This window comes from Natronomonas sp. EA1 (genome assembly GCF_051195035.1).
In the GTDB taxonomy this organism is placed as follows: Archaea; Halobacteriota; Halobacteria; order Halobacteriales; family Haloarculaceae; genus JBNTJV01.
The window spans coordinates 17,784-37,421 of sequence record NZ_JBNTJV010000004.1 but is presented as its reverse complement, the minus strand read 5'-3'; the positions used below and the strand labels follow the sequence as shown (position 1 = coordinate 37,421).

The 19,638-nt window shown below is 68.7% G+C and carries 23 protein-coding genes; 13 read left to right on the top strand and 10 right to left on the bottom strand.

Annotated elements, in window-relative coordinates; translation table 11 throughout:
• The first annotated feature begins 152 nt into the window (after positions 1–152).
• From ACQUQR_RS13545 to ACQUQR_RS13530, 4 genes are read left to right on the top strand one after another with little or no spacing between them, the layout of a single operon-like run.
• Positions 153–461, top strand: coding sequence for an MTH1187 family thiamine-binding protein (locus ACQUQR_RS13545; protein ID WP_435197035.1), 309 nt, complete (start codon positions 153–155; stop codon positions 459–461).
• A 31-nt stretch (positions 462–492) separates the two neighbouring features.
• Positions 493–1,425 carry a methenyltetrahydromethanopterin cyclohydrolase gene (mch, locus tag ACQUQR_RS13540; RefSeq protein ID WP_435197034.1) on the top strand — a complete coding sequence of 311 codons (933 nt, stop codon included), beginning with the start codon at positions 493–495 and terminating at the stop codon, positions 1,423–1,425.
• The gene (locus ACQUQR_RS13535) at positions 1,422–1,895 is read left to right on the top strand and encodes a hypothetical protein (protein WP_435197033.1); all 474 of its coding nucleotides are present in this window, start codon (positions 1,422–1,424) and stop codon (positions 1,893–1,895) included. Before mch ends, ACQUQR_RS13535 begins: the two co-directional genes overlap by 4 nt.
• Before the next feature lie 52 nt (positions 1,896–1,947).
• Positions 1,948–2,607, top strand: coding sequence for an HAD family hydrolase (locus tag ACQUQR_RS13530; protein ID WP_435197032.1), 660 nt, complete (start codon positions 1,948–1,950; stop codon positions 2,605–2,607).
• 1 nt (position 2,608) lies between these two features.
• Here the strand turns inward: ACQUQR_RS13530 and ACQUQR_RS13525 are convergent, their stop codons facing one another.
• The 5 genes from ACQUQR_RS13525 to ACQUQR_RS13505 form a co-directional block, all read right to left on the bottom strand.
• Complete coding sequence (locus tag ACQUQR_RS13525; RefSeq protein ID WP_435197031.1) at positions 2,609–3,547, bottom strand: M48 family metallopeptidase; 939 nt, start codon at positions 3,545–3,547, stop codon at positions 2,609–2,611.
• A 31-nt stretch (positions 3,548–3,578) separates the two neighbouring features.
• Positions 3,579–5,183, bottom strand: a complete 1,605-nt coding sequence (locus ACQUQR_RS13520) for a GTPBP1 family GTP-binding protein (RefSeq protein ID WP_435197030.1) — start codon at positions 5,181–5,183, stop codon at positions 3,579–3,581.
• 78 nt (positions 5,184–5,261) lie between these two features.
• Positions 5,262–6,137: a DMT family transporter gene (locus ACQUQR_RS13515; RefSeq protein ID WP_435197029.1), complete on the bottom strand. Its 876-nt coding sequence runs from the start codon at positions 6,135–6,137 to the stop codon at positions 5,262–5,264.
• Between the two features lie 23 nt (positions 6,138–6,160).
• Positions 6,161–6,850 carry a phosphoglycolate phosphatase gene (locus ACQUQR_RS13510; protein ID WP_435197028.1) on the bottom strand — a complete coding sequence of 230 codons (690 nt, stop codon included), beginning with the start codon at positions 6,848–6,850 and terminating at the stop codon, positions 6,161–6,163.
• A 37-nt stretch (positions 6,851–6,887) separates the two neighbouring features.
• The gene (locus ACQUQR_RS13505) at positions 6,888–7,397 is read right to left on the bottom strand and encodes a J domain-containing protein (RefSeq protein ID WP_435197027.1); all 510 of its coding nucleotides are present in this window, start codon (positions 7,395–7,397) and stop codon (positions 6,888–6,890) included.
• Positions 7,398–7,485: 88 nt separating this feature from the next.
• On the opposite strand from ACQUQR_RS13505, the gene ACQUQR_RS13500 reads away from it, so the two are divergent.
• Together ACQUQR_RS13500 and ACQUQR_RS13495 are read left to right on the top strand one after the other, a co-directional pair.
• Positions 7,486–8,553: a 2,3-butanediol dehydrogenase gene (locus ACQUQR_RS13500; protein ID WP_435197026.1), complete on the top strand. Its 1,068-nt coding sequence runs from the start codon at positions 7,486–7,488 to the stop codon at positions 8,551–8,553.
• A gap of 40 nt (positions 8,554–8,593) precedes the next feature.
• Positions 8,594–8,803 carry a hypothetical protein gene (locus ACQUQR_RS13495; RefSeq protein ID WP_435197025.1) on the top strand — a complete coding sequence of 70 codons (210 nt, stop codon included), beginning with the start codon at positions 8,594–8,596 and terminating at the stop codon, positions 8,801–8,803.
• Here the strand turns inward: ACQUQR_RS13495 and pyrF are convergent, their stop codons facing one another.
• Positions 8,804–9,604: an orotidine-5'-phosphate decarboxylase gene (gene pyrF / locus ACQUQR_RS13490; RefSeq protein ID WP_435197024.1), complete on the bottom strand. Its 801-nt coding sequence runs from the start codon at positions 9,602–9,604 to the stop codon at positions 8,804–8,806.
• A gap of 77 nt (positions 9,605–9,681) precedes the next feature.
• On the opposite strand from pyrF, the gene ACQUQR_RS13485 reads away from it, so the two are divergent.
• Complete coding sequence (locus ACQUQR_RS13485; RefSeq protein WP_435197023.1) at positions 9,682–10,338, top strand: HAD family hydrolase; 657 nt, start codon at positions 9,682–9,684, stop codon at positions 10,336–10,338.
• Here the strand turns inward: ACQUQR_RS13485 and ACQUQR_RS13480 are convergent.
• Together ACQUQR_RS13480 and ACQUQR_RS13475 are read right to left on the bottom strand one after the other, a co-directional pair.
• Complete coding sequence (locus ACQUQR_RS13480) at positions 10,335–10,718, bottom strand: hypothetical protein (protein ID WP_435197022.1); 384 nt, start codon at positions 10,716–10,718, stop codon at positions 10,335–10,337. The two genes, ACQUQR_RS13485 and ACQUQR_RS13480, sit on opposite strands and share 4 nt — an antisense overlap.
• Positions 10,718–11,158, bottom strand: coding sequence for a DUF2240 family protein (locus tag ACQUQR_RS13475; protein ID WP_435197021.1), 441 nt, complete (start codon positions 11,156–11,158; stop codon positions 10,718–10,720). Before ACQUQR_RS13475 ends, ACQUQR_RS13480 begins: the two co-directional genes overlap by 1 nt.
• An 89-nt stretch (positions 11,159–11,247) precedes the next feature.
• Between ACQUQR_RS13475 and ACQUQR_RS13470 the strand changes: the two genes are divergently transcribed.
• On the top strand, positions 11,248–11,625 hold the full coding sequence (locus ACQUQR_RS13470; RefSeq protein WP_435197020.1) for a 30S ribosomal protein S8e: 378 nt from the start codon (positions 11,248–11,250) through the stop codon (positions 11,623–11,625).
• 38 nt (positions 11,626–11,663) lie between these two features.
• On the opposite strand, the gene ACQUQR_RS13465 is transcribed toward ACQUQR_RS13470, so the two are convergent.
• Positions 11,664–12,659 (bottom strand): PhoU domain-containing protein, encoded by a 996-nt coding sequence (locus ACQUQR_RS13465; protein ID WP_435197019.1) that lies wholly within the window; start codon positions 12,657–12,659, stop codon positions 11,664–11,666.
• Between the two features lie 324 nt (positions 12,660–12,983).
• On the opposite strand from ACQUQR_RS13465, the gene ACQUQR_RS13460 reads away from it, so the two are divergent.
• From ACQUQR_RS13460 to phoU, 5 genes are all read left to right on the top strand, one after another.
• On the top strand, positions 12,984–14,039 hold the full coding sequence (locus tag ACQUQR_RS13460; RefSeq protein WP_435197018.1) for a PstS family phosphate ABC transporter substrate-binding protein: 1,056 nt from the start codon (positions 12,984–12,986) through the stop codon (positions 14,037–14,039).
• A gap of 95 nt (positions 14,040–14,134) precedes the next feature.
• Positions 14,135–15,094 (top strand): phosphate ABC transporter permease subunit PstC, encoded by a 960-nt coding sequence (gene pstC, locus ACQUQR_RS13455; protein ID WP_435197017.1) that lies wholly within the window; start codon positions 14,135–14,137, stop codon positions 15,092–15,094.
• A gap of 1 nt (position 15,095) precedes the next feature.
• Positions 15,096–16,745, top strand: coding sequence for a phosphate ABC transporter permease PstA (pstA, locus tag ACQUQR_RS13450; RefSeq protein WP_435197016.1), 1,650 nt, complete (start codon positions 15,096–15,098; stop codon positions 16,743–16,745).
• A 9-nt stretch (positions 16,746–16,754) separates the two neighbouring features.
• Entirely contained in the window at positions 16,755–17,630 is an 876-nt protein-coding gene (gene pstB / locus ACQUQR_RS13445; RefSeq protein WP_435197015.1) for a phosphate ABC transporter ATP-binding protein PstB, read from the top strand.
• 145 nt (positions 17,631–17,775) lie between these two features.
• Positions 17,776–18,456: a phosphate signaling complex protein PhoU gene (gene phoU, locus ACQUQR_RS13440; protein ID WP_435197014.1), complete on the top strand. Its 681-nt coding sequence runs from the start codon at positions 17,776–17,778 to the stop codon at positions 18,454–18,456.
• Here phoU and ACQUQR_RS13435 read toward each other — a convergent pair.
• The gene (locus tag ACQUQR_RS13435) at positions 18,453–19,634 is read right to left on the bottom strand and encodes an NAD-binding protein (protein WP_435197013.1); all 1,182 of its coding nucleotides are present in this window, start codon (positions 19,632–19,634) and stop codon (positions 18,453–18,455) included. The two genes, phoU and ACQUQR_RS13435, sit on opposite strands and share 4 nt — an antisense overlap.
• Positions 19,635–19,638 lie beyond the last annotated feature (4 nt).

Sequence of the window (19,638 nt, the reverse complement as noted above, 5' to 3'; positions counted from 1 at the left end):
AGCCGTCACGCGGGAGGGACTGCGGGCGACGGTGTTCGTGCTGAGTAGTAGACTAGTTCTTCGCCCGCGTGGTCACGCGTGCGGGGCGGGTACGGAGGCGGGCGCGACGGGGGTGACTGTAGCGTTATGATGCTGGGTCGTGAACACCGCGTATGGCAGTGATCGCACTCCTCTCGGTGGCCCCGGTCATCGAGGGGTCGATGGCATCGGAAGTGGCGAAAGCGGTCGCCGCACTCGACGACCACCCCGTGGATTACGAGACGAACCCGATGGGGACCGTCATCGAGGCGGACGACATCGACACCCTGCTCGCGGCCGTCTCGGCGGCGCACAAGGCCGTCGACGGCGACCGCGTCTCGACGTTCCTGAAGATCGACGACAAGCGCACCCGCGACCAGCGTGCCGCGGAGAAAGTGGAGGCGGTGGAGCGCGAACTCGGCCGCGAGGCGCGCAGTCGGTAAACCCTTTCAGCCAGACCGCACAAGCGCTCGTATGGAGAGTCTCAATCGGATGGCCATCGAACTCGCCGACGAGGCCATCGACTTCGCCGACGAACTCGCGATCGATGTCTACGAACTCGACAACGGGGCGACAGTCCTCGACTTCGGCATCGAGGCCATCGGCGGCATCGAGGCCGGCCTGCTGCTCACGGAGATCCAGACGGGCGGGCTCTCGACCGTCTCCACCCGCTCGGACGAGGTGGCAGGCGCACCCATCCCCTCCGTCGACTTGCACACCGACCACCCCGCGCTGGCGCTACTCTGCTCGCAGAAGGCCGGCTGGGAGGTCTCCGCCGGGAACTACGAGGGGCTCGGGTCGGGGCCGGCCCGCGCGCTCGTCGCCGAGGAGGAGGAGTTCCACCGCACCGGCTTCTCTGACGACTTCGATTTCGCCGTCCTCGCCGTGGAGTCCGACCACCTCCCGACTGGAAAAGTGGCCGAGCAGGTCGCGGAGATGACGGGCGTGGACGAATCGGCCGTCTTCCTCCCCTCGTTCGCCACGAACTCCGTCACGGGGAGCGTCGCGCTCGCGGCCCGTGCGGGCGAGCTGGCGGTGTTCCGGCTCTCCGAACTGGGGTACGACCCGCTCGACGTGCTCACGGTGCAGGCCACCGCGCCCGTCGCGCCCGTCGCCGGCGACTACGAGACCGCCGTGGCCCGGACGAACGACGCGCTCGCCTACGGGGGCCGGGTCCACATGACCGTCGACAGCGAGTTCGACCGCTTCGACGAGATCGTCTCCATCGCGACGGAGGAGTACGGCACCACCTTCGCCGAGATCTTCGACGACGCCGACTGGGACTTTTATGAAGTGCCGCCGGAGGTGTTCGCCCCCGCACAGGTCACCGTCGACGTCGTGGGCGGGGACACCCACGTCTTCGGCGAGCCGAACGAGGCCCTCTTAGAGGAGTCCTTCGGGCTGTGAAGGTCAAGGTCCTCCCGCCCGTCCCCGACAGCCTCTCGCGACTGGAGGAGGCGCGGAAGGGGGTCCCCCTCGTCCCGAACGACGAGGAGTCCTGCTGTGCCCGGCTGATGCGTGACGCCGACGTGCCCGCACAGGACACGGCGAAGGAGTGGCTGACGTTCATGCGCGGGCTGGGACTCGTCGCCGTCGGCGACCGGGGGTACCACCGCACCCGCACGGACCCCGATTTGGCCGAGGCGTTCCTCGAGGGAGTGTACGGTGCCGACACGCTCCTCGCCATCGTCGAGCGAGAGGGACCAGTGAGTGAAGCCGCGGCGTTCGAGTCGTTCAAACAGGCGATTCCCGAGTGGGAGCAGTCGCGGTACGACGACCCCGGCGCCGTCTGGTCGGAGCGCGTGACCCGTCTGCTGGGCTGGGCCGCCCTGTTCGGCCTCGTCGAGCAGACGGACGAGGGGTACGTCCGCGCCTGACCCGCGCTGACCGCAGCCAACGTTTTTCCCGCTCCGCAGCCGAGAGCCGCGCATGTACGACGCGGTCCTCTTCGATATCGACGACACCCTCTGCGCGTATCGGCGCTCCGCGGGCGAACTGCTCGCACTCGCGTTCGACGACGTGGGCGTCGAGCCCTGCTTCTCGGTGGCCGACTACTTCGAACGCTACGGCGCGTACGTTGACTCGACGGACAGCGTGAACGAGCTCCGGCGGGCCTGCTTCGCCGACCTGGCGAGCGAGGCGGGCCACGATGCGGGGATAGGGAGGGCCATCGCCGACGCCTTCGCCGCCGAGCGCGACCACCGCGACGTGGTTCCGCTCCCGGGTATCGGGGTGCTCGACTCGCTGTCGGTCCCCGTCGGCGTCGTCACCAACGGCGCGCCCGATATGCAGGCGCAGAAGCTGGAGGGGTTGGGGCTCGCGGACCGCTTCGAGGTGGTGGTCCACGCGGGCTACGACACCCCCGCGAAGCCCGCACCCGAAGGGTTCCACCGGGCCTGCGAGGCGCTCGGAGTGGCGCCCGACCGAACGGTCCACGTCGGGAACTCCCTGACCTCGGACGTGGCCGGGGCGCACGCCGCCGGGGTGGCGAGCGCGTGGATCCCCACCGACGAGGAGCGCATCGACGACCCGGACCCGCGGCCGCACCACACCTTCGGGACGCTCGCGGACCTCGGGACGCTCTACTGAGCTAGCGAATCTCGATTCTCTGGGGCTGTGGCACGCGCTTTCTGAGCCGTGCGACCCGCTCGTCCATCGGCGGGTGGGTCGCGAGCAGGCGGGTCATGAGCCCCTGTTCGTCCCCGTGGATGTACAGCGGCGAGAGCACCCCCCAGTCGGGGGAGGCCGCGCGCTCTATCTTCCGGAGCGCGTCGGCGAGCGCACCGGGGTTCCCCGTCACCTCGACCGCCCGGTCGTCCGCGAGATACTCTCTCCGGCGCGAGTGGGCCCGCAGGAGGAGCGTGAACGCGACCATCAGGAGGACGACGACGCTCCCGACGAGCGCGTGGACCCGCGCGGCGGCCGCCCGGACGCCGGGCGGGTCCCCACGCAGGTAGGCGAGCGCGCGGGCGACCCCGGCGACGACGACGGCGATGGGGAGGAGAAGGAGGGTGAGCAGCCCACCGACCGTCTGGGCGAGCGAGTAGCCGAGCGTCTGGATGAACCCGTCGTGGCTCTCGAGGTGGGCGAGTTCGTGGGCGAGCAGCACCTCGATCTCCTCGGCGTCGAGCAGCCGAAAGAGTCGCCCATCGAGGACGATGTCGCCCTCGCGGGAGCCGCCGACGGCGAGCGCGTTCGGCGCGTCCATGCTCGCGACGAACAGCCGGGGGGCGGGGGTGTCCATGCGGTCGGCGAGCGAGTCGACGAGCCGGTAGAGTTCGGGGGCGCGCTCCCGGGGAATCTCCGTCGCACCGAGCTCCGAGAGCAGGCGGGCGGTGCCGAACTGGTAGCTCAGATAGCCGAGGAACAGCGTGGTGAGCAGGAGGACGGCGACCGTCGTGGTGAGATCCGGGCGGCCGGCCCAGAGGGTCGCGAACACCCGGTAGCCGAGATAGCCGAGGCCGAGGTAGAACAGCAGCATGACCGCACCGACGAGCCCCAGGAGGACGCGGGTAGCGAACCGTCGCATACCCCGACCTACGCCCCGGGGAAATAAAGGCTCACTCGACCCGCGTCACGGTGCCGACCCCCTTCGAGGAGCCCTCGCGGAAGACGAACCGCTGGCCCTCCTCGATGTGGTAGGGGCGGAACTTGAATCGAAGCGTCGCAGTACCGGTGTCGCCGGGTAGGAGGTGCCCCTCGTCGGGAGAGACCGTGACCGCCTCGCTCACGGTTTCGAGGTGGACGACCGGCTCGTACCCCTCCCCGATGCGAGTCGGGTGATTGAGCACCATCAGGTCGGCCTCGAACGAACGAACGGGGTTCGGGGTGGCGTCCCGCGGGACGAGCACCATCCCGCGTTCGATCTCGGTCTCCTTGACGCCCTTCAGCGCGATACCGACGATTCGGCCCGCCTGCGCCTCGTCCACGCGGTAGTAGTGCGTCTCGATGCTCCTGACCTCGACCTCGACGAACGAGCCGTCCGCGCGCGGGCCGATGAGCAGTTCGTCGCCCGCGGAGACGCGTCCGGATTTCACGGTGCCCGAAGCGACCGCACCGACCCCGGTGACGTTGTACGTGCGGTCCACGTACATGCAGAACTCCCCGGCGTCGTGGCTCGTCTTCGGCAGTCTCGAAAAGAGCTCGTCGAGGGTGTCGAGCCCGTCCATCGTCACCGCGCTCGTCGTGAGCAGGGGGACGACCGTCTCGGATATCTCTTCGACCGCGGCGTCGACGCCGTGGCGTCCGATGGGCAGCGGGACGCGGTCGGCCCCCCGGAGGAGACGTTCCACCTCGCGTTCCACCTCGCGGACGCGCTCCTCGGAGACCACGTCGCATTTCGTCAGCGCGACGATAGTGGGTAAATCGGTGGCGAGCAGGATACCGAGATGCTCACGGGTGGTCTTCGTCGGGCCGTCGTCCGCGGCGACGACGAGCAGGCCGTAGTCGAGTTTCTGGCCGACGAGGCCGCGGATCGTCGTACGGAGCCACGGCTCGTGGCCCACGGTGTCGACGAACGAGACCACCCGGTCCGCCTCCTCGACGATGCGCGCCCGGTCCGACTTCCGGTGGGGATTGGTCATGTGCATCGGCGTCCCCTCGCGGTCGAAGCCGTAGACGCCGTAGGAGAGGTCGGCGGAGAGGCCGCGCTCCATCTCGTGGGGCTGGACGTCCAGGTACGACCGGGTGCCGCCCTGCCCGTCGTCCGGGGTGCCCGTCACCAGGGAGCCGACGAGGGTGCTCTTCCCGTGGTCGACGTGGCCCGCGGTGCCGACGACGAGGTGGTCGTCGTCCGTCTCCAGCATCGCGCCTTCGCGGATGGTGGCGACGCCGACGATACCCTTCTCGCCGCCGTCGACCCCCCACGTCTGCACGTCGTCGATGTGGGCACCGGCCTCCTCTGCGAGCAGCGAGAGCACGTCCATCGACTCCGAGAACGCCTCAGGAGCGATGCCGGCGACGCCGCCGTCGTCCGTCACGCCCACGACGTAGGTGGCCTCCCCGTCGCCCGACAGCACCCGGTGGCGCAGCTGGGCGGCGAGTGACTCCATCCGGCCGGACGCAAGGTGGACCATCCTCGTCAAGCGCTCCTTGAATTCGACGCTCCCGCCCTCCTCTTCCCCGCGTTCTAACGCGTGGTCGAGGAGCGCTCGGTCGGCGCTCATATACGTGAGACGGTAACGACCCACCCAAGAAAAGCCTTCGCCCGGAAATCGGCAAGTAGACCCGACTCTCGCCTGGTCTCACCCGTTTACGCTGGCGACGAGATAGACGCCGACGGCCATCACGGTCGCGCCCGCGAGAAACCGCGGCCCCACGGGCTCCGCGAGCAGGGCCGCCCCGAGCGCCACCCCCACCGCGGGCTGGGCGAAGAAGAACACGGCGACCGTCCCCGCGGAGACGGTTTCGAGCCCCTTATACCAGAGATACCACGCGCCGGCGGTGGCGACGACGCCGAGATAGCCGACGGCCGCGACGACGGGGACGGTGAGGGGAATCGGGCCCACGCCCCGTGAGAGCTCCCACGCAGAGAGCAGGGCGAACGGCGGTATCGAGAGACAGGTCGCGTACGTCGCGGTCTCCAGCGCGGAGTAGCGCCGGATGAGGGGGGTGCCGAAGACGGTGTACGCGGCGAAGGTGCCGCTCGCGACGACGAGAAAGCCCACGCCCAGCAGGTTCCCGGCCGCGATCGAGGCGAGGTCGTACTGCCCCGAGAGCAGGACGACGGTTCCCACCACCGCGAGGGCCGTTCCACCCAGTTTTCGGGGCGAGAGCGACTCCCCGAACCAGACGACGCCGAGCGCGAGGGTGAACACGGGCGTGAGGACGGTGACGACGGAGCCCTGCGAGGCGTTCGTGAGGTCCGTGCCGACGAACTGCGTGGCGATAGAGAGGGTGAGCCACGCGGCGAGTATCGCGAACCCCCTCCAATCCGTGCGGGAGAACTCCCGAGAAGGCTTGGTGGTGCGGACGACGGCGAGGAGCACCCCGCCCCCGAGCGCGATGCGAAGGAAGGCCAGCGTGAGCGGCGGAATCGCGGCGAACGCCCACTTCGAGACGACGTAGAGGCCGCCCCAGATGGCGGCGGCGAGCAACGGGGCGAGGGCGGCACGGCGCACACCGGACGTGTCCGGCGGGGGGACTACTGCGTTGCGATGCCGAACGACTCCGCGACGGCGAGGAAGCCGTCGGCGAAGGAGGCGTCGAGGACGTGGTCGGCGGCGGCCCGCGCGTGCTCGTCGGCGTTGGCGACGGCGAACGACTCACCGGCGACGGTGAACACCTCCGCGTCGTTCTCGGAGTCGCCGACGGCGACGAACTCTTCCGGGTCGAGGCCGAGCCCGTCGGCCGCGGAGACGAGCCCCGTCCCCTTGTTCACGCTCGGGGATTTCACGTGGTAGGCGTAGCCCGTGTCCACGACCTCCTGGCCCTCGCGGGCCGCGAGCTCCCGCAGGCGGTCGCCCGGTCTGTCGAGCGAGACGGCCACCTCCGTCTCCCGCCAGCGGTTCACCATGTCGGCGGGGCCCCACCCCAGGTCGTACCCCTCCTGCTCGAACGCCTCCGCGACGGCCCAGGCCGCGTCGGGGTCCCCGTTGTAGACGACCTCGCCGGCCTCCTCGACGTAGACGACGCCGCCGTTCTCCGCGATGGCACGCAGCGGGATGCCGAGGAACTCACAGAGGCCGACGGGGTAGGGAAATGCCTTCCCCGTCGCGATGATGACGGGTGCCTCGTCGGCCCACGCGCGGAGGACGTCGAAGACCCGTGGGTCGATGGACTTGTCCTGGCGGGTGAGCGTGCCGTCGATGTCGACGGCGAGCGGGGGTGTCATAGCGGAAGGTGGAACGCGGCGGCTATCAAAACCCCGGCTACGAGAGCCGGTCGTACGCCCGCGTCACCTTCTTGAACTGCTCTTCCGAGCCGCCCCGGTCGGGGTGCGTCTCCTTCACCTTCTCCCGGTAGGCCGATTTCACGGCCTCCTCGTCCGCGCCGGGGGAGAGACCCAAGGTGCGATAGGCCTGCTCGCGGGAGGGGCCGGGGTTCGGCTGGACGCGCTTTCGGGTACGCTGTCGAGTGCGCTGGCCCCCCGCTCGCGCCCGTCGGCCGGCACGCTCCCACTGCTCGCGGGGGCCGGCACCGAACCCACCCGACTCGCGCTCGCGGGCCTCGCGCGCGGCGGCCTGTCGGCGCGCCCGCTCGTGGATCCCCTCGCGGATGCGCCCGGAGGCGTGGTACCAGAACAGGTAGGTGGCGGCACCGAAGGGGAGGGCGACACCGAGGACGACCACCTCGCGGAGGACGGCCGCGAGGACGACCAGGAAGACGGTCATCCCCGCGAACACGGCGGCGAGGCCGACGACGAGACGGGAACGGTCCACATCCGGGATTGGGACCGTGGGGGTGTAAGCCTCTCGGCGACGGAACACGGCACCGCGTCTTTATGCGGAAACCGTGACACCGTGAGCCATGAACGCCGCGCGATACCACGGACGGGAGGATATCCGGGTCGAGGAACTGGAGACGGACCCCGTCGGAACAGGGGAGGTCCGCATCGCGGTCGCGGCCTGCGGCATCTGCGGCTCGGACCTCCACGAGTACGCGGCGGGGCCCCTCTTCATCCCCGACGAGACCCCCCATCCCATCACGAACGAGACCCTCCCCATCCGCATGGGCCACGAGTTCGCCGGAACCGTCACCGAGGTCGGGGCGGGCGTGACAGGAACCGAGGTCGGCGACGGCGTCGCGGTGAACCCCCTGCTCTCGTGCGGCGACTGCGCGCAGTGCCGAGCGGGCCAGTACCACCTCTGCGCCTCGACGGGGTACCTCGGCCTCTCGGGTGGGCCGGGTGGCTTCGCCGAGTCGGTCGTCGTCGACGCGGCGCGCGTCGTCCCGCTGGGCGAGGTCCCCCTCGAAGCCGGCGCGCTGGTCGAACCCTTCGCCGTCGCGCTCCACGCCGTCCGCCGGTCGGGCCTCCGCGCGGGTGACACCGTCGCCGTGTTCGGGGGCGGCCCCATCGGGCTCGCGGTGGTGCAGTGTGCGCGGGCCGCCGGCGCGGGGACCGTGTTCCTCTCCGAACCCCGCGCGGCACGGCGCGAGCGGGCGGCCGACTGCGGGGCCGACGAGTGCATCGACCCGACCGAGACGGACGCCGTTCGGGCCATCAAATCGACCACCGACGGCGGGGTCGACATCGCGTTCGAGGCCGCGGGCGTGGCGGCGGCGTTCACCGATTCGGTTCGGGCGACGGCTCCCCAGGGCCGGACCACCGTCGTGAGCCTCTGGGAGGAGGCGGTGACGACGAACCCGAACCACATCGTGCTCGCGGAGAAGACGGTGACGGGGAGCGTCGCCTACCACGGCCCGGACGTGGACGGGGAGTTCGAGATGGTGGTCCAGCTGCTCGTCGACGGCCGGCTCGACCCCGACCCGCTCGTCACCGGCCGGCTCCCGCTCGACCGCATCACGGAGGGGTTCGACCGGCTCCGCGACCCCGAGAGCGACGACGTGAAGCTGCTCGTCGAGCCGAACCGGTAGCGACACGGGGGCTTTTCCGCGAGCCCCGTCTAGAAGGAGTATGAGCGTGACCGGCCTCTGTGACCTCTGTGCCGAGGGCCACGCCGAGTTCTCCTGTGACCGCTGCGGGCGGCTCGTCTGTGACGAGCACTACGACCCCGAGACGGGGTTCTGTGAGCGGTGTGCGGGGGAGACCCGGAAACCCCGTTCCCGTGTCGAGCGGGAGGAGGAGGAGGGGTTCACCGACGGCGTCGACACGCACCGGCTGTAGCTACCGATAGCGGTTCAGCCGGCCTTTGAGCTGCTTCGCCGCGTTGCCGACCGCGCGGAAGTACCCCTGCTCGTCGTCGGCGGATTCGCCGGCGAAGATGATGCCACGGGAGGAGTTCACGAGACCCACTCCGTCTGCGAGCCCGTATTCGACGGCGGCTTCGGCGTCACCACCCTGCGCCCCCACGCCGGGGACGAGGAACGGGAGGTCGGGGACCAGCTCGCGGACGCGTTCGAGCTCCTCGGGGGCCGTCGCGCCGACGACGAGTCCCACGTTCCCGTTGTGGTTCCACTCCGCGGCGCGCTGGGCGACGTACTCGTAGAGCGTCTTTCCGTTTCCGACTTCGAGGTTCTGGAAATCCGTCGCCCCCTGGTTGGAGGTGCGCGCGAGGACGATGACCCCCTTCTCCTCCCGCGAGAGGAAGGGTTCGAGTGAGTCGCGGCCCAGATAGGGGTTGACGGTGATGGCGTCCACCTCGTCGAGGACCTTCGCATACTGTCTGGCCGTATTGCCGATGTCCCCCCGCTTCGCGTCGAGCAGGACGGGGACGCCCTTCCCGTGGGCGTAGGCGACCGTCTCGCGGAGCGCGCGCCACCCGTCGGCGTCCTCGTAGAACGCCGCGTTCGGCTTGTAGCAGGCCGCGTGTTCGTGCGTGGCGTCGATGACCCGGCGGTTGAACGCCCACCGCGGGAGGTCGGAATCGATGAACGCGGGGATGCGCGCCGGGTCGGGGTCCAGCCCCACCGAGACGACGCTGTCCACGGAGTCGATGCGAGCCGCGAGGTCCTCGAAGAAGCCCATTACCCGTGGCTCCCTGCGCGAGAATGAGAAGTTTACCATCCGGCACAGTCAAGCCCGTTCGCCCCCTCGCTTGAAGCGTGTATACGGTCGGGTTCGACCTCGATGCCACCCTCGCCGTCGTCGACGACGACCGGGCGAGCATCCTCGCCGCGGCCCGCGAGCGCGTCGAGGCACCCCCCATCTCCCGTGAGGAGTATCTCGACGCCCACGCGGCCCACAGCGGGAGCGACACCCGCGAACCCGTCTTCGAGGCCCTCCTCGCGGACCACGAGACGGAGGTCTCGCCCGAGTCGCTCGCGACGGCCTACCGCGAGGAGATCCAGGCCGCGCTCACCCCCGTCCCGGGAGCGGCCGAGCTCGTTCGCGCACTGCGGGCCGACCGCCCCGTGGGACTGCTCACCGACGGGCCGGTGACGACCCAGACGCACAAGCTCGAACGGCTCGGGTGGACGGCGCTCTTCGACGTCACGGTCGTCACGGGTGGGCTCCCCGCACCGAAGCCCTCGGCTCACGCCTTCGAGGCGCTGTGTGACGCGCTCGGGTCGACCCCCGGGCAGACGGCCTACGTCGGCAACGACCCCGTCGCCGACATCGAGGGCGCGGCGGCCGCGGGGCTGGTGCCCGTGCAAGTTCTGTACGAGGGGGGGCCGGAACCACACCCCGACGCCGCGGCGACGGTTCAGCGGGACGCCATCAGAAGCGACCTGCCGGACGTGCTCGACTCCCTGTTCTAATCCTCGACCGCCTCGACGACGGCCCGGAGCACGTGGGCGACGCGTTTCACCTCGGCCCCGTCCTCGACGAAGACGAGCGTCCGCGGCGGCTCGACGGCCTTCGGTCGGGTCCGGAGCCCGCGCGCTCTCCCCACCTGTGCGGCCACGTCCGGCTGAACCCGGAACGCCACGTGCGCGCGGTCCGGGTGGACGTGAACGGTGGCTATCTTCTCTCCATCCAGCGAGAGCGCGTAGGCGTAGGCCCCGAACTCGGTGGGCTCGACCTCGCGGTCCGCGTCGGTCACGGCGATCCGGCCGAGGGGGCCGCGCTCGGCGCCGTGGACCTCCGAGGAGAGCAACTCGGCGATGCGTTTCCCGTCCCGGAGTCTATCCTGGACCATCAGAGCTCACCGAGGGCGGTGCTGGCGTGGTCCTGCACGTCGATGCCCTGTCGGTGGGCGTAGAGGACGGCCGCGGCCTCGACGGTGACGCCCAACTCGGACTGGAGGCTGTTCACGTTCGCGACCGCCTCCTGTTTCGCGACCCCCGCGTCGACGAGGGCGTCGAGCACCTTCTCGAAGACCGACCGCTGGCGGAGCACGTCCTCGCCGGGGCGGAAATCCTCGGGAACGTCGGTGCTCGCGGCGTCGAACGCCACGCGGAGACCGTCGTCTGTCCGGGTGAGGAGGCCCTCGCTCGCGGCCACGTCGACGAGGCGTTTCGCCTGGTCGGGGGAGAACCAGTCGCGGTCGAGCGAGAGGGCGACGACGAACTCGCTTTCGGCCATCGTGTCCGTTCCCGCCCGCTGGAAGGGGGCGGCGACGGCGAGACGGAGGCTCATACGGGTGGGTGCGACTGGGCCGGCCAAAGACCCGTCGGTCGCGGGGCCAAGACGAGCGATTGAAGTACGCGCTCGCCGACGTACCCCGTATGAAGAGCCACGGACGTTCTCCGCGCAAGCGCACCGGTGGGCGACGACGCCCGATTCGCAAGAAGAAAAAGCACGAGCTCGGTACCTCCCCGACCGAGACGCGCGTCGGCGACCGCAAGCTGAAGACGGTCAAGGCCCGCGGCGGCGGCAGCAAGGTCCGCGCGCTGCAGACGGACGTCGCGAGCGTCGCGACGGGTGCCGAGACGGTCGAGGCCACCATCGAGAACGTCGTCGAGAACGACGCCAACCCGAACTACGTGCGCCGGAACATCATCACGAAGGGGGCGCTCGTCGAGACCTCCGAGGGGCTCGCTCGCGTCACCTCCCGTCCCGGTCAGGACGGGCAGGTCAACGCCGTCCTCGTCGACGAGGAATAGAACTCGATTCGATTCTCCGTTCTTTTTCGCTCGCGTAGCTACGGCTTCGGCGCGGCCTTCTGGAGCGCCGTCTCCGCGATGTTCCCCCCGTAGTCCGCGCTCCGTGAGAGCGAGTCGACGACGAGTCCGAGCAGCTGGGCCTGCTGGGGGTCCAGCTCGCGGATGTGGGTGTCCACTTCGCGCACGAGGTCGTCCACGCTCTCGACGCGCTCGCGCGCCTCGTTGGCCATCCGGGTGGCCCGGTCGGAGTCGTCCTCGAGGAGGGCGTCCAGCGACCCCTCGAGCACGGAGACAGCGGCGTCCAGGAGGTCGTTGAGGTCGTCGACGGCCGCCTCCGCGACCTCGTCGAGCTCCTGTGAGATGCGGGCGATCTTCGTCGCGTGGTCGGCCACCCGCTCCAGCTGGCGCGCGGAGGAGTGGTAGTCGAACGCCGTCTCGCGGTCGAGCCCGATTTCGGCCGCGGCACGGGGGTCCCGGAGGATCGAGCGGAAGACGCGAGAGACCATCGAGTAGAGTCGGTCGACGTCGTCGTCGCGCTGGACCACGTCCTCCGAGAGGTCCTCGTCGTTGTCGACGAGCGCCGTCACCGCGTCGCCGAGCATCGTCGTCGCGACGAGCCGCATCCGGGTGATGGCGTTGTGGATCGACAGCTCGGAGGAGTCGAGCAGGTCCTGGAGCTGGACGCGCTCGGAGGTCTCGGAGATGACCTCGAGGCCGACGAGCCCCTGAGCGGCGTTGCGGATGGTGCGGCGCTGTTTCGCCGTCACCCGCGCGGTCTCGAGCGTGATGATGTCGAACCCGGAGACGTACATCGTCATCACCGCGCGCGTGAGTTCGTCACCCTGCAGGCCGGTGATCTCGAGGGTCCCTTCCACTTTCTCGTCCTCGCGGCGCGGCGTCAACAGCAGCGAGCCGTCCTCCGGGTGGAACTCCACGACGCTCCCGCCGCTGATTCCGTTCGCCGTCGCCCACGACTTGGGGAGGCTCACCGTGTAGGTCGAGCCGCCTGTCACCTGCACCTTTCGGGTCTCCATGTACGGACGTGCCGGGCCGGACACCATAAAACAATCCATTCCTATATACTTATGTAGGAATGAACGTATCATCACAGAATGGCCGCGTACGGGCGGTGGTTCACCCGAGAGTGCGGGGGTGTCCGGGCGGTCTCACCGGGGTCGGGGTGGACGTCGTCCACAGCTGGAGTCACGGAGAAAGCGCCACGAGTGGCGCACACTGGGCCCCCGACCGTGGATGCGCCGGGGACGGATCGGGCATATGTGAACGTTACACTATATAGAAATCAGAATACGATAGAGAAATCATAGAAGGGTACTTATCCGCTCGTCAGCCCCATACAGGTGATGGAAAACAAGAGGTCCAACGTGTCGCGGCGCAAGTTCCTGACTGTCTCCGGTGCGACGGTGGGAACGCTGGCACTGGCCGGCTGTACGCAGAACAACCAGAGTTCGAACAGCGGCGGAAACGATACGAACGGCGGCGGAGACGGCAACAGTGGCGGTGCCGACAGCACGGCGACCGACCAGCCCCTCTCGGGCACGATCGACATCGCGGGCTCCTCGACGGTGTTCCCGCTGGCGACCGCGTTCGCCGAGATCTTCCAGAAGGACCACTCGAAGGTCAACATCAACGTCCAGTCGACCGGCTCCGGTGGCGGGTTCGCCAACTTCTTCTGCCCCGGCGAGACCGACTTCAACAACGCCTCTCGGCCGATCAAGCCCGAGGAGAAAAAGCAGTGTGCCGACAACGGCGTCGAGCCGGTCGAGCTGCAGGTGGCGACCGACGCGCTGACGGTCGTCGTCAACAACGAGAACGACTGGGCGACGGAGCTCACCGTCGAGCAGCTCAAGGAGATCTGGTCGGCCGACTCCCCGCCGACGACCTGGAGCGACGTGAACGCCGACTGGCCCGACGAGGAGATCGAGCTGTACGGCCCCTCCGACGCGTCCGGTACCTACGACTACTTCATCGAGGCGGTCATCGGTGAGGACGGCCCCGGCCACCGTCAGGACTACTCCGCGACCGAGCAGGACCGCACCATCATCCAGGGTGTCGAGGGCTCGAAGTACGCGATCGGCTACCTCGGGTTCGCCTACTACAGCGAGAACAAAGACAGCGTGACCGCCGTCGCCATCGACAACGGCAACGGGCCGGTGAAGCCCTCGCTGGAGACGGCCAAATCCGGCGAGTACAAGCCGCTCTCGCGCCCGCTTTTCACCTATCCCGCGAAGTCCTCGCTCGCGGAAGAGCACGTCGCGGCGTTCGCCCGCTTCTGGGTCGAGAACACGACGAACCGCGAGGTCGTCGCCCAGGACGTCGGCTACGTGCCGCTCGATGAATCCCAGAAGCAGGCGCAGATGAAGACCCTCGAGAACGCGATCGAGGACGCACAGTAACCCCCCAGACCGACGGCGCCCGCACGCCAGACACCCCGGCGTACCCCCCGAACGAAGGGCTTTTTCCACCACCGCCCTCACGACGAACCACGTAGATGAGCACCGACGATATCACGACAGACCTCACCCGCAATACGCAGAACGCCCCGGCGGAGCTGCTGGCACGCTCGTTTTTCTTTCTGTGTGCCGTGGTCTCCGTCGTCACCACGATCAGTATCATCCTGCTGCTGGTGACGGAAGCAGCGAAGTTCTTCAGCCTCACCGCCCCGCTTATGGGGGTCGAGGGACCGACCGCCTCGCTGGTCGATTTCCTCACGGGGACGACCTGGGAGATAAACAACGGGAAGTTCGGCGTGCTGGCGCTCGTCTCGGCGACGGTGATGATCACCCTCGGTTCGGCGATCATCGCCATCCCGCTCGGGGTCGCCACGGCGATCTACCTCAGCGAGTACGCGAGCCCGCAGCGGCGCGCCATCTTGAAGCCCGCACTCGAGATTCTGGCGGGGATTCCGACCGTCGTCTACGGCTTCTTCGCGCTCATCTACATCACACCGGTCATCCAGACGTTCCTGCCGCAGACCGGGACGTTCAACCTGCTTTCGGCGAGCATCGTCGTCGGCATCATGATCATCCCGATGGTCGCCTCCATCAGCGAGGACGCGATGTCCGCCGTACCGGACGCCCTCCGGCAGGCCGGCTACGGGATGGGCGCGACGAAGTTCGACGTGTCGACCGGCATCGTCGTTCCCGCGGCGCTCTCGGGTATCTTCTCGTCGTTCATCCTCGCGCTCTCGCGGGCCATCGGCGAGACGATGGCGGTCACCGTCGCCGCCGGTTCGCAGGCGAAGTTCCACGTCCCGATCAACCCCGCCGCGTTCCTCGACGGCGGCCTCCCGATGACGGCCGCGATGGTCCAGCTGCTCCTCAGCGACATCACCGGCGGCGGGCTCGCCTACCGCAGCCTGTTCGCCATCGGGCTCACGCTGTTCGTCATCACGCTCATCATGAACATCATCAGCGACGTCGTCGCCCAGCGCTACCGGGAGGAGTACTGAGATGGCGACCGAACAGGGCACCTTCGAGGGGTTCGGGGAGGTCAGCAAGACCGTCGGAGCCGCGTTCAGATACCTGCTTCTGGGGGCGACGCTCATCGGGCTGGTCGCGCTTTTCATCCTGCTCGTGTTCGTCGCCAACGACGCGATACAGCCGCTCACCGCGGACCCGGGCTGGCACCTCACGTTCCTTCTCACCCTCGTGGTGCCGACCACGGCCGTCGGGGGGTGGCTCTACGCACGGAACCCCGACGCGCTCAGGCTGGGGGCGATGACCATCGGACTGGTCGTCGTCAGCCTCATGTTCGCCGGTGGGGCGGCGATGATCTTCATCGACATCATCACGCCGCTCACGTGGTTCGCCTACACCTTCGCGCTCGCGGTCCCCGTCGGAGCCGTCGTCGCGCTCCAACGGTTCGCACACCGGACACCGTTCGTGGCGAAGCTCGGTGCCGCGATCGCCGTCTTCTATCTCGCACTGCTCGGCGTGCCTGGTCCCCTCGGCTGGGTGCTCGGGGTGCCACAGGTCGTCCCGAGTCTCGCCGGCGCGGTCACCTCGCTACCGGTCATTCCGGTCGACTGGATGCTCCTGGTCGCGGCGCTCGGCGTCCCCGCCGCGGCGCTCGTCGCTCGCTACGCCGCGGACCTCGCCGATACCCGGGCGGGGCTGGCCGCCGGTGGCCTCGCGCTCGCCGGCGTGAGCGCGGCCGCCGTCGCGGGGCCGTCCGTCGGCATCGATCCCGTGCCGGCGGTCATCCTCGCGACGATGGTCGGCGTCCCGACCGCCGCCTACGTCGGCGGCACGGCCGTCTCCAGACCGGCCGAGCGGGTCGGGCTGCTCCTCCCGCTCGTGGTCGTCGGTGGCGTGATCCTCGGCGAACTGCTCGTCACGAGCCTCGGATTCGCGGGGCCCAGGTCGTGGGTCGACTGGCAGTTCCTGACGAGCGCCCACAGCCGGAACGCGGTCGACGCCGGGCTGTACCCGGCGATCGGTGGCTCCATCCTGCTGATGGTCACCGTCGCGGTCCTCTCGTTCCCCGTGGGCGTCGGTGCCGCGGTGTATCTGGAGGAGTACGCACCGGACACCCGGTTCACCCGCTTCATCGACGTGAACATCTCGAACCTCGCTGGCGTCCCGTCGGTGGTGTACGGCCTGCTCGGGCTCGGGCTGTTCGTCACCTATCTCGGCCGGCCGACGGGGACGGTGCTCATCGGGGGTGCGACGCTCGCGCTGCTCATCCTCCCCATCGTCATCATCTCTGCGCGCGAGGCCATCCGCAGCGTCCCCGACGAGCTCCGGCAGGCATCCTACGGGATGGGGGCGACCCGGTGGCAGACCGTCCGCAAGGTGGTCTTACCCCGGGCGTTCCCCGGCATCCTCACCGGGACCATCCTCGCGCTGGGGCGAGCCATCGGCGAGACCGCGCCGCTCATCATGATCGGCGCGCCGAGCGTCCTCTTCTCGCTGCCGACGGCGCTGTCGGCGAAGGTGAGCGCCATGCCGCTGCAGGTGTACGCGTGGGCGAGCCTGTTCGCCAGCGAGGATTTCTACACGAAGGCGGTGCCCGCTGGCGTGGTGGTGCTGGTGAGCGTCCTACTCGCGATGAACTCCGTCGCCATCGTCCTGCGAAACAAGTATCAGAGCGACCAATAACTAACACCCATGAGCAAAGAAGAGACGGAACGGCAGGTCGAATCGTACAGCGGGGGTGACCCCACCGACGACGAGATGGTGATACAGACGGACATCGACGAGAGCGTCACGGACGCGACGAGCAACGCGGCCGCGGACACCATCGTCGCGGCGAGGAACGTCAACGTCTGGTACAACGAGACGCAGGCGCTCCGGGACATCTCCATGGAGATCCCCGAGAAGCGCGTCACCGCGATGATCGGCCCCTCCGGCTGTGGGAAGTCGACGTTCCTGCGGTGTATCAACCGCATGAACGACCTCATCGACGCCGCGCGAGTCGAGGGAGAGCTCACGCTCCGCGGGAAGAACGTCTACGACCCGGACGTGGACCCGGTCGCGCTCCGCCGTCGCGTCGGGATGGTGTTCCAGAAGCCGAACCCGTTTCCCAAGTCCATCTACGACAACGTCGCGTACGGGCTCGACATCCAGGGGAAAGACGGGGATTACGACGAGATCGTCGAGCAGTCGCTGAAGCGCGCGGCGCTGTGGGACGAGGTGAAAGACCAGCTCGACGAGTCCGGGCTGGAGCTCTCCGGCGGCCAGCAGCAGCGGCTCTGTATCGCCCGCGCCATCGCCCCCGACCCGGAGGTCATCCTGATGGACGAGCCCGCGTCGGCGCTCGACCCCGTGGCGACCTCGAAGATCGAGGACCTCATCGACGACCTCGCGGAGGAGTACACGGTCGTCATCGTCACCCACAACATGCAGCAGGCCGCCCGCATCTCCGACAAGACGGCGGTGTTCCTCACCGGCGGCGAGCTGGTGGAGTTCGACGACACCCAGAAGGTGTTCCAGAACCCCGACTCCGACCGCGTCGAGGACTACATCACCGGGAAGTTCGGGTGACGGGCGCGACGCCGCTCGGCCGCGTCGACGACCGACCGCACTACTGAGAGCGCGGGAGCCCCATATAGTGGTATCCATATCTATCGTGTGATAGATATTGACATACCCAAAACCTTCATACGGGGCGGTGGCGACGGACCTACCAATGGCACGAGAAGGATATCAGACGAAGCTCACGGCGCTGGAGGAGGACGTCCTCTACATGAGCGAGGTCGTCCTCGAACGGCTCCGCATGGGGCTGTCCGCGCTGGAACAGAAGGACGAGGACCTCGCGTGGGAGGTCATCGAAGGCGACGACGAGGTGAACCAGCTCTATCTCGAGCTCGAACAGGAGTGTATCGACCTGCTCTCGCTCCAGCAGCCGGTCGCCTCCGATTTGCGCTTTATCGCCGCGTCGTTCAAGATCATCACCGACCTCGAGCGCATCGCGGACCTCGCGACGAACCTCGGCGACTACACGCTGCAGGCCGAGCGCGACCTCTACCCCGACGTGGACACCCAGGGGATCGGGGACGCCGTCGTCGAGATGGTCGAGCGCGCGATGGAGGCGTACGAACAGGAGGACGCCGACGCGTGTTTCGTCATCGCCGACTCAGACGACGAGATCGACGAGCGGTGTGAGATCGCCTCCGGCACCGTCGTTCGCGACCTCATCGAGACCGAGGTGGACGACGGCACCACCGAGAAGGAGGTCGAAGAGCTGATGCAGGACGTCTCGCGACTGCTTCTCACCATCCGCGACCTCGAGCGGGTGGGCGACCACGCCGTCAACATCGCTGCGCGGACGCTCTACATGGTCGAGAACAGCGACGAACTCATCTACTAGTCCAGTTCCTCGGGCGTCTCCGCGCCCAGGATTCTGTCGGCGACGTTCTCCACGCCGTGTTGGCCGAGCGCCGACTGGACGAGCAGGTGACCGCCGATGACCGCCGGCGAGAGCACGGTGTCCGCGCCCGCCCGCTTCAGTTTCTTCACGTTCTCGCGCTCGGTAGCCGCGGCGACGATCCGGAGGTCACCGTTCAGCTCCCGCGCCGTGAGGATGGCCATCGCGTCCTGCGCGTCGTCGTTCGTCGCGGCGAGCAGGGCACGCGCCCGTTCGATACCCGCTCGGCGCAGCGGCTCCTCGTCGGACGGGTCCGCGACGAGCACCTCGATACCCCGGTCGCGAAGGACCTGTGCCTTCTCCGGCGTGCGGGTGATGACGAGGAACGTCTCGTTCCCGTCGGCGAGTTCGTCGATGATCGGTGCGGTCAGGTCACCGACGCCGGTGACGATGACGTGGTCGTCCATCAGATCGAGTTGTGACTGTGACATGGTTCCGAGTGCTTGTGCGAGCCGCGCCTCGATGGCCGGCGCGAGGACGGTCCCCAGCGCCACCGCGAAGGAGGCCACCGAGAGCAGGAGGACCGACGTGGCGAACACCTTCCCGGTGGCCGTCGTCGGCGAGATGTCCCCGTAGCCGACCGTCGAACCGGTGACGATGGTGTACCAGAAGGCGTCCACGAGCGTGGTGACCCCCCCGAAGTGGTCGCGGAGGGCGTAGGTGCCGATGGTGCCGTACAGCTGCGCCCCGACGATGGCCGCGATGGCCGCGAGCTGCGTCGTCGAGAGCTTCAGTTCCTCGGGGAACACGTCCCGGTTGGCGAGGACGGTGGGGAGCGACAGCAGCGAGAGGACGACGAGCGGGAACGAGAACGCGCTTCCCTGCAGGACGCCCTGGAGCGCCGTCACTGGGAGCAGCACCACGGTGGAGTACCAGGCGATACGCAGGCGTCGGCGCAGGCCGTAGACGCTCGCCAGCATCAGGAATCCGGTGACTGCGCCGGTGAACCCCGCGGTCCGCTGGAGCGCGGCCGGGATGTGGCGGGCGAACGGCCCGTCGACGGCCACGTCCGAGATGTTCACGAGCCCCGTCGCGACCGAGAGGACGGCCACGACTGTCGGCAACAGCAACGCCGCCCGAACCCGAAAGAACCGCCAACGTGACGGCGACGACCCCGACATACAA

Coding starts and splice junctions, on each gene's coding strand:
- ACQUQR_RS13475 (WP_435197021.1), bottom strand. CDS start 11,158: ATGAGCCTCCGTCTCGCCGTCGCCGCCCCCTTCCAGCGGGCGGGAACG.
- ACQUQR_RS13465 (WP_435197019.1), bottom strand. CDS start 12,659: ATGGAGACCCGAAAGGTGCAGGTGACAGGCGGCTCGACCTACACGGTG.
- pstB (WP_435197015.1), top strand. CDS start 16,755: ATGAGCAAAGAAGAGACGGAACGGCAGGTCGAATCGTACAGCGGGGGT.
- phoU (WP_435197014.1), top strand. CDS start 17,776: ATGGCACGAGAAGGATATCAGACGAAGCTCACGGCGCTGGAGGAGGAC.
- ACQUQR_RS13500 (WP_435197026.1), top strand. CDS start 7,486: ATGAACGCCGCGCGATACCACGGACGGGAGGATATCCGGGTCGAGGAA.
- pyrF (WP_435197024.1), bottom strand. CDS start 9,604: ATGGGCTTCTTCGAGGACCTCGCGGCTCGCATCGACTCCGTGGACAGC.
- ACQUQR_RS13435 (WP_435197013.1), bottom strand. CDS start 19,634: ATGTCGGGGTCGTCGCCGTCACGTTGGCGGTTCTTTCGGGTTCGGGCG.
- ACQUQR_RS13520 (WP_435197030.1), bottom strand. CDS start 5,183: ATGAGCGCCGACCGAGCGCTCCTCGACCACGCGTTAGAACGCGGGGAA.
- ACQUQR_RS13530 (WP_435197032.1), top strand. CDS start 1,948: ATGTACGACGCGGTCCTCTTCGATATCGACGACACCCTCTGCGCGTAT.
- ACQUQR_RS13510 (WP_435197028.1), bottom strand. CDS start 6,850: ATGACACCCCCGCTCGCCGTCGACATCGACGGCACGCTCACCCGCCAG.
- ACQUQR_RS13480 (WP_435197022.1), bottom strand. CDS start 10,718: ATGGTCCAGGATAGACTCCGGGACGGGAAACGCATCGCCGAGTTGCTC.
- pstC (WP_435197017.1), top strand. CDS start 14,135: ATGAGCACCGACGATATCACGACAGACCTCACCCGCAATACGCAGAAC.
- mch (WP_435197034.1), top strand. CDS start 493: ATGGAGAGTCTCAATCGGATGGCCATCGAACTCGCCGACGAGGCCATC.
- ACQUQR_RS13525 (WP_435197031.1), bottom strand. CDS start 3,547: ATGCGACGGTTCGCTACCCGCGTCCTCCTGGGGCTCGTCGGTGCGGTC.
- ACQUQR_RS13470 (WP_435197020.1), top strand. CDS start 11,248: ATGAAGAGCCACGGACGTTCTCCGCGCAAGCGCACCGGTGGGCGACGA.
- ACQUQR_RS13545 (WP_435197035.1), top strand. CDS start 153: ATGGCAGTGATCGCACTCCTCTCGGTGGCCCCGGTCATCGAGGGGTCG.
- ACQUQR_RS13495 (WP_435197025.1), top strand. CDS start 8,594: ATGAGCGTGACCGGCCTCTGTGACCTCTGTGCCGAGGGCCACGCCGAG.
- pstA (WP_435197016.1), top strand. CDS start 15,096: ATGGCGACCGAACAGGGCACCTTCGAGGGGTTCGGGGAGGTCAGCAAG.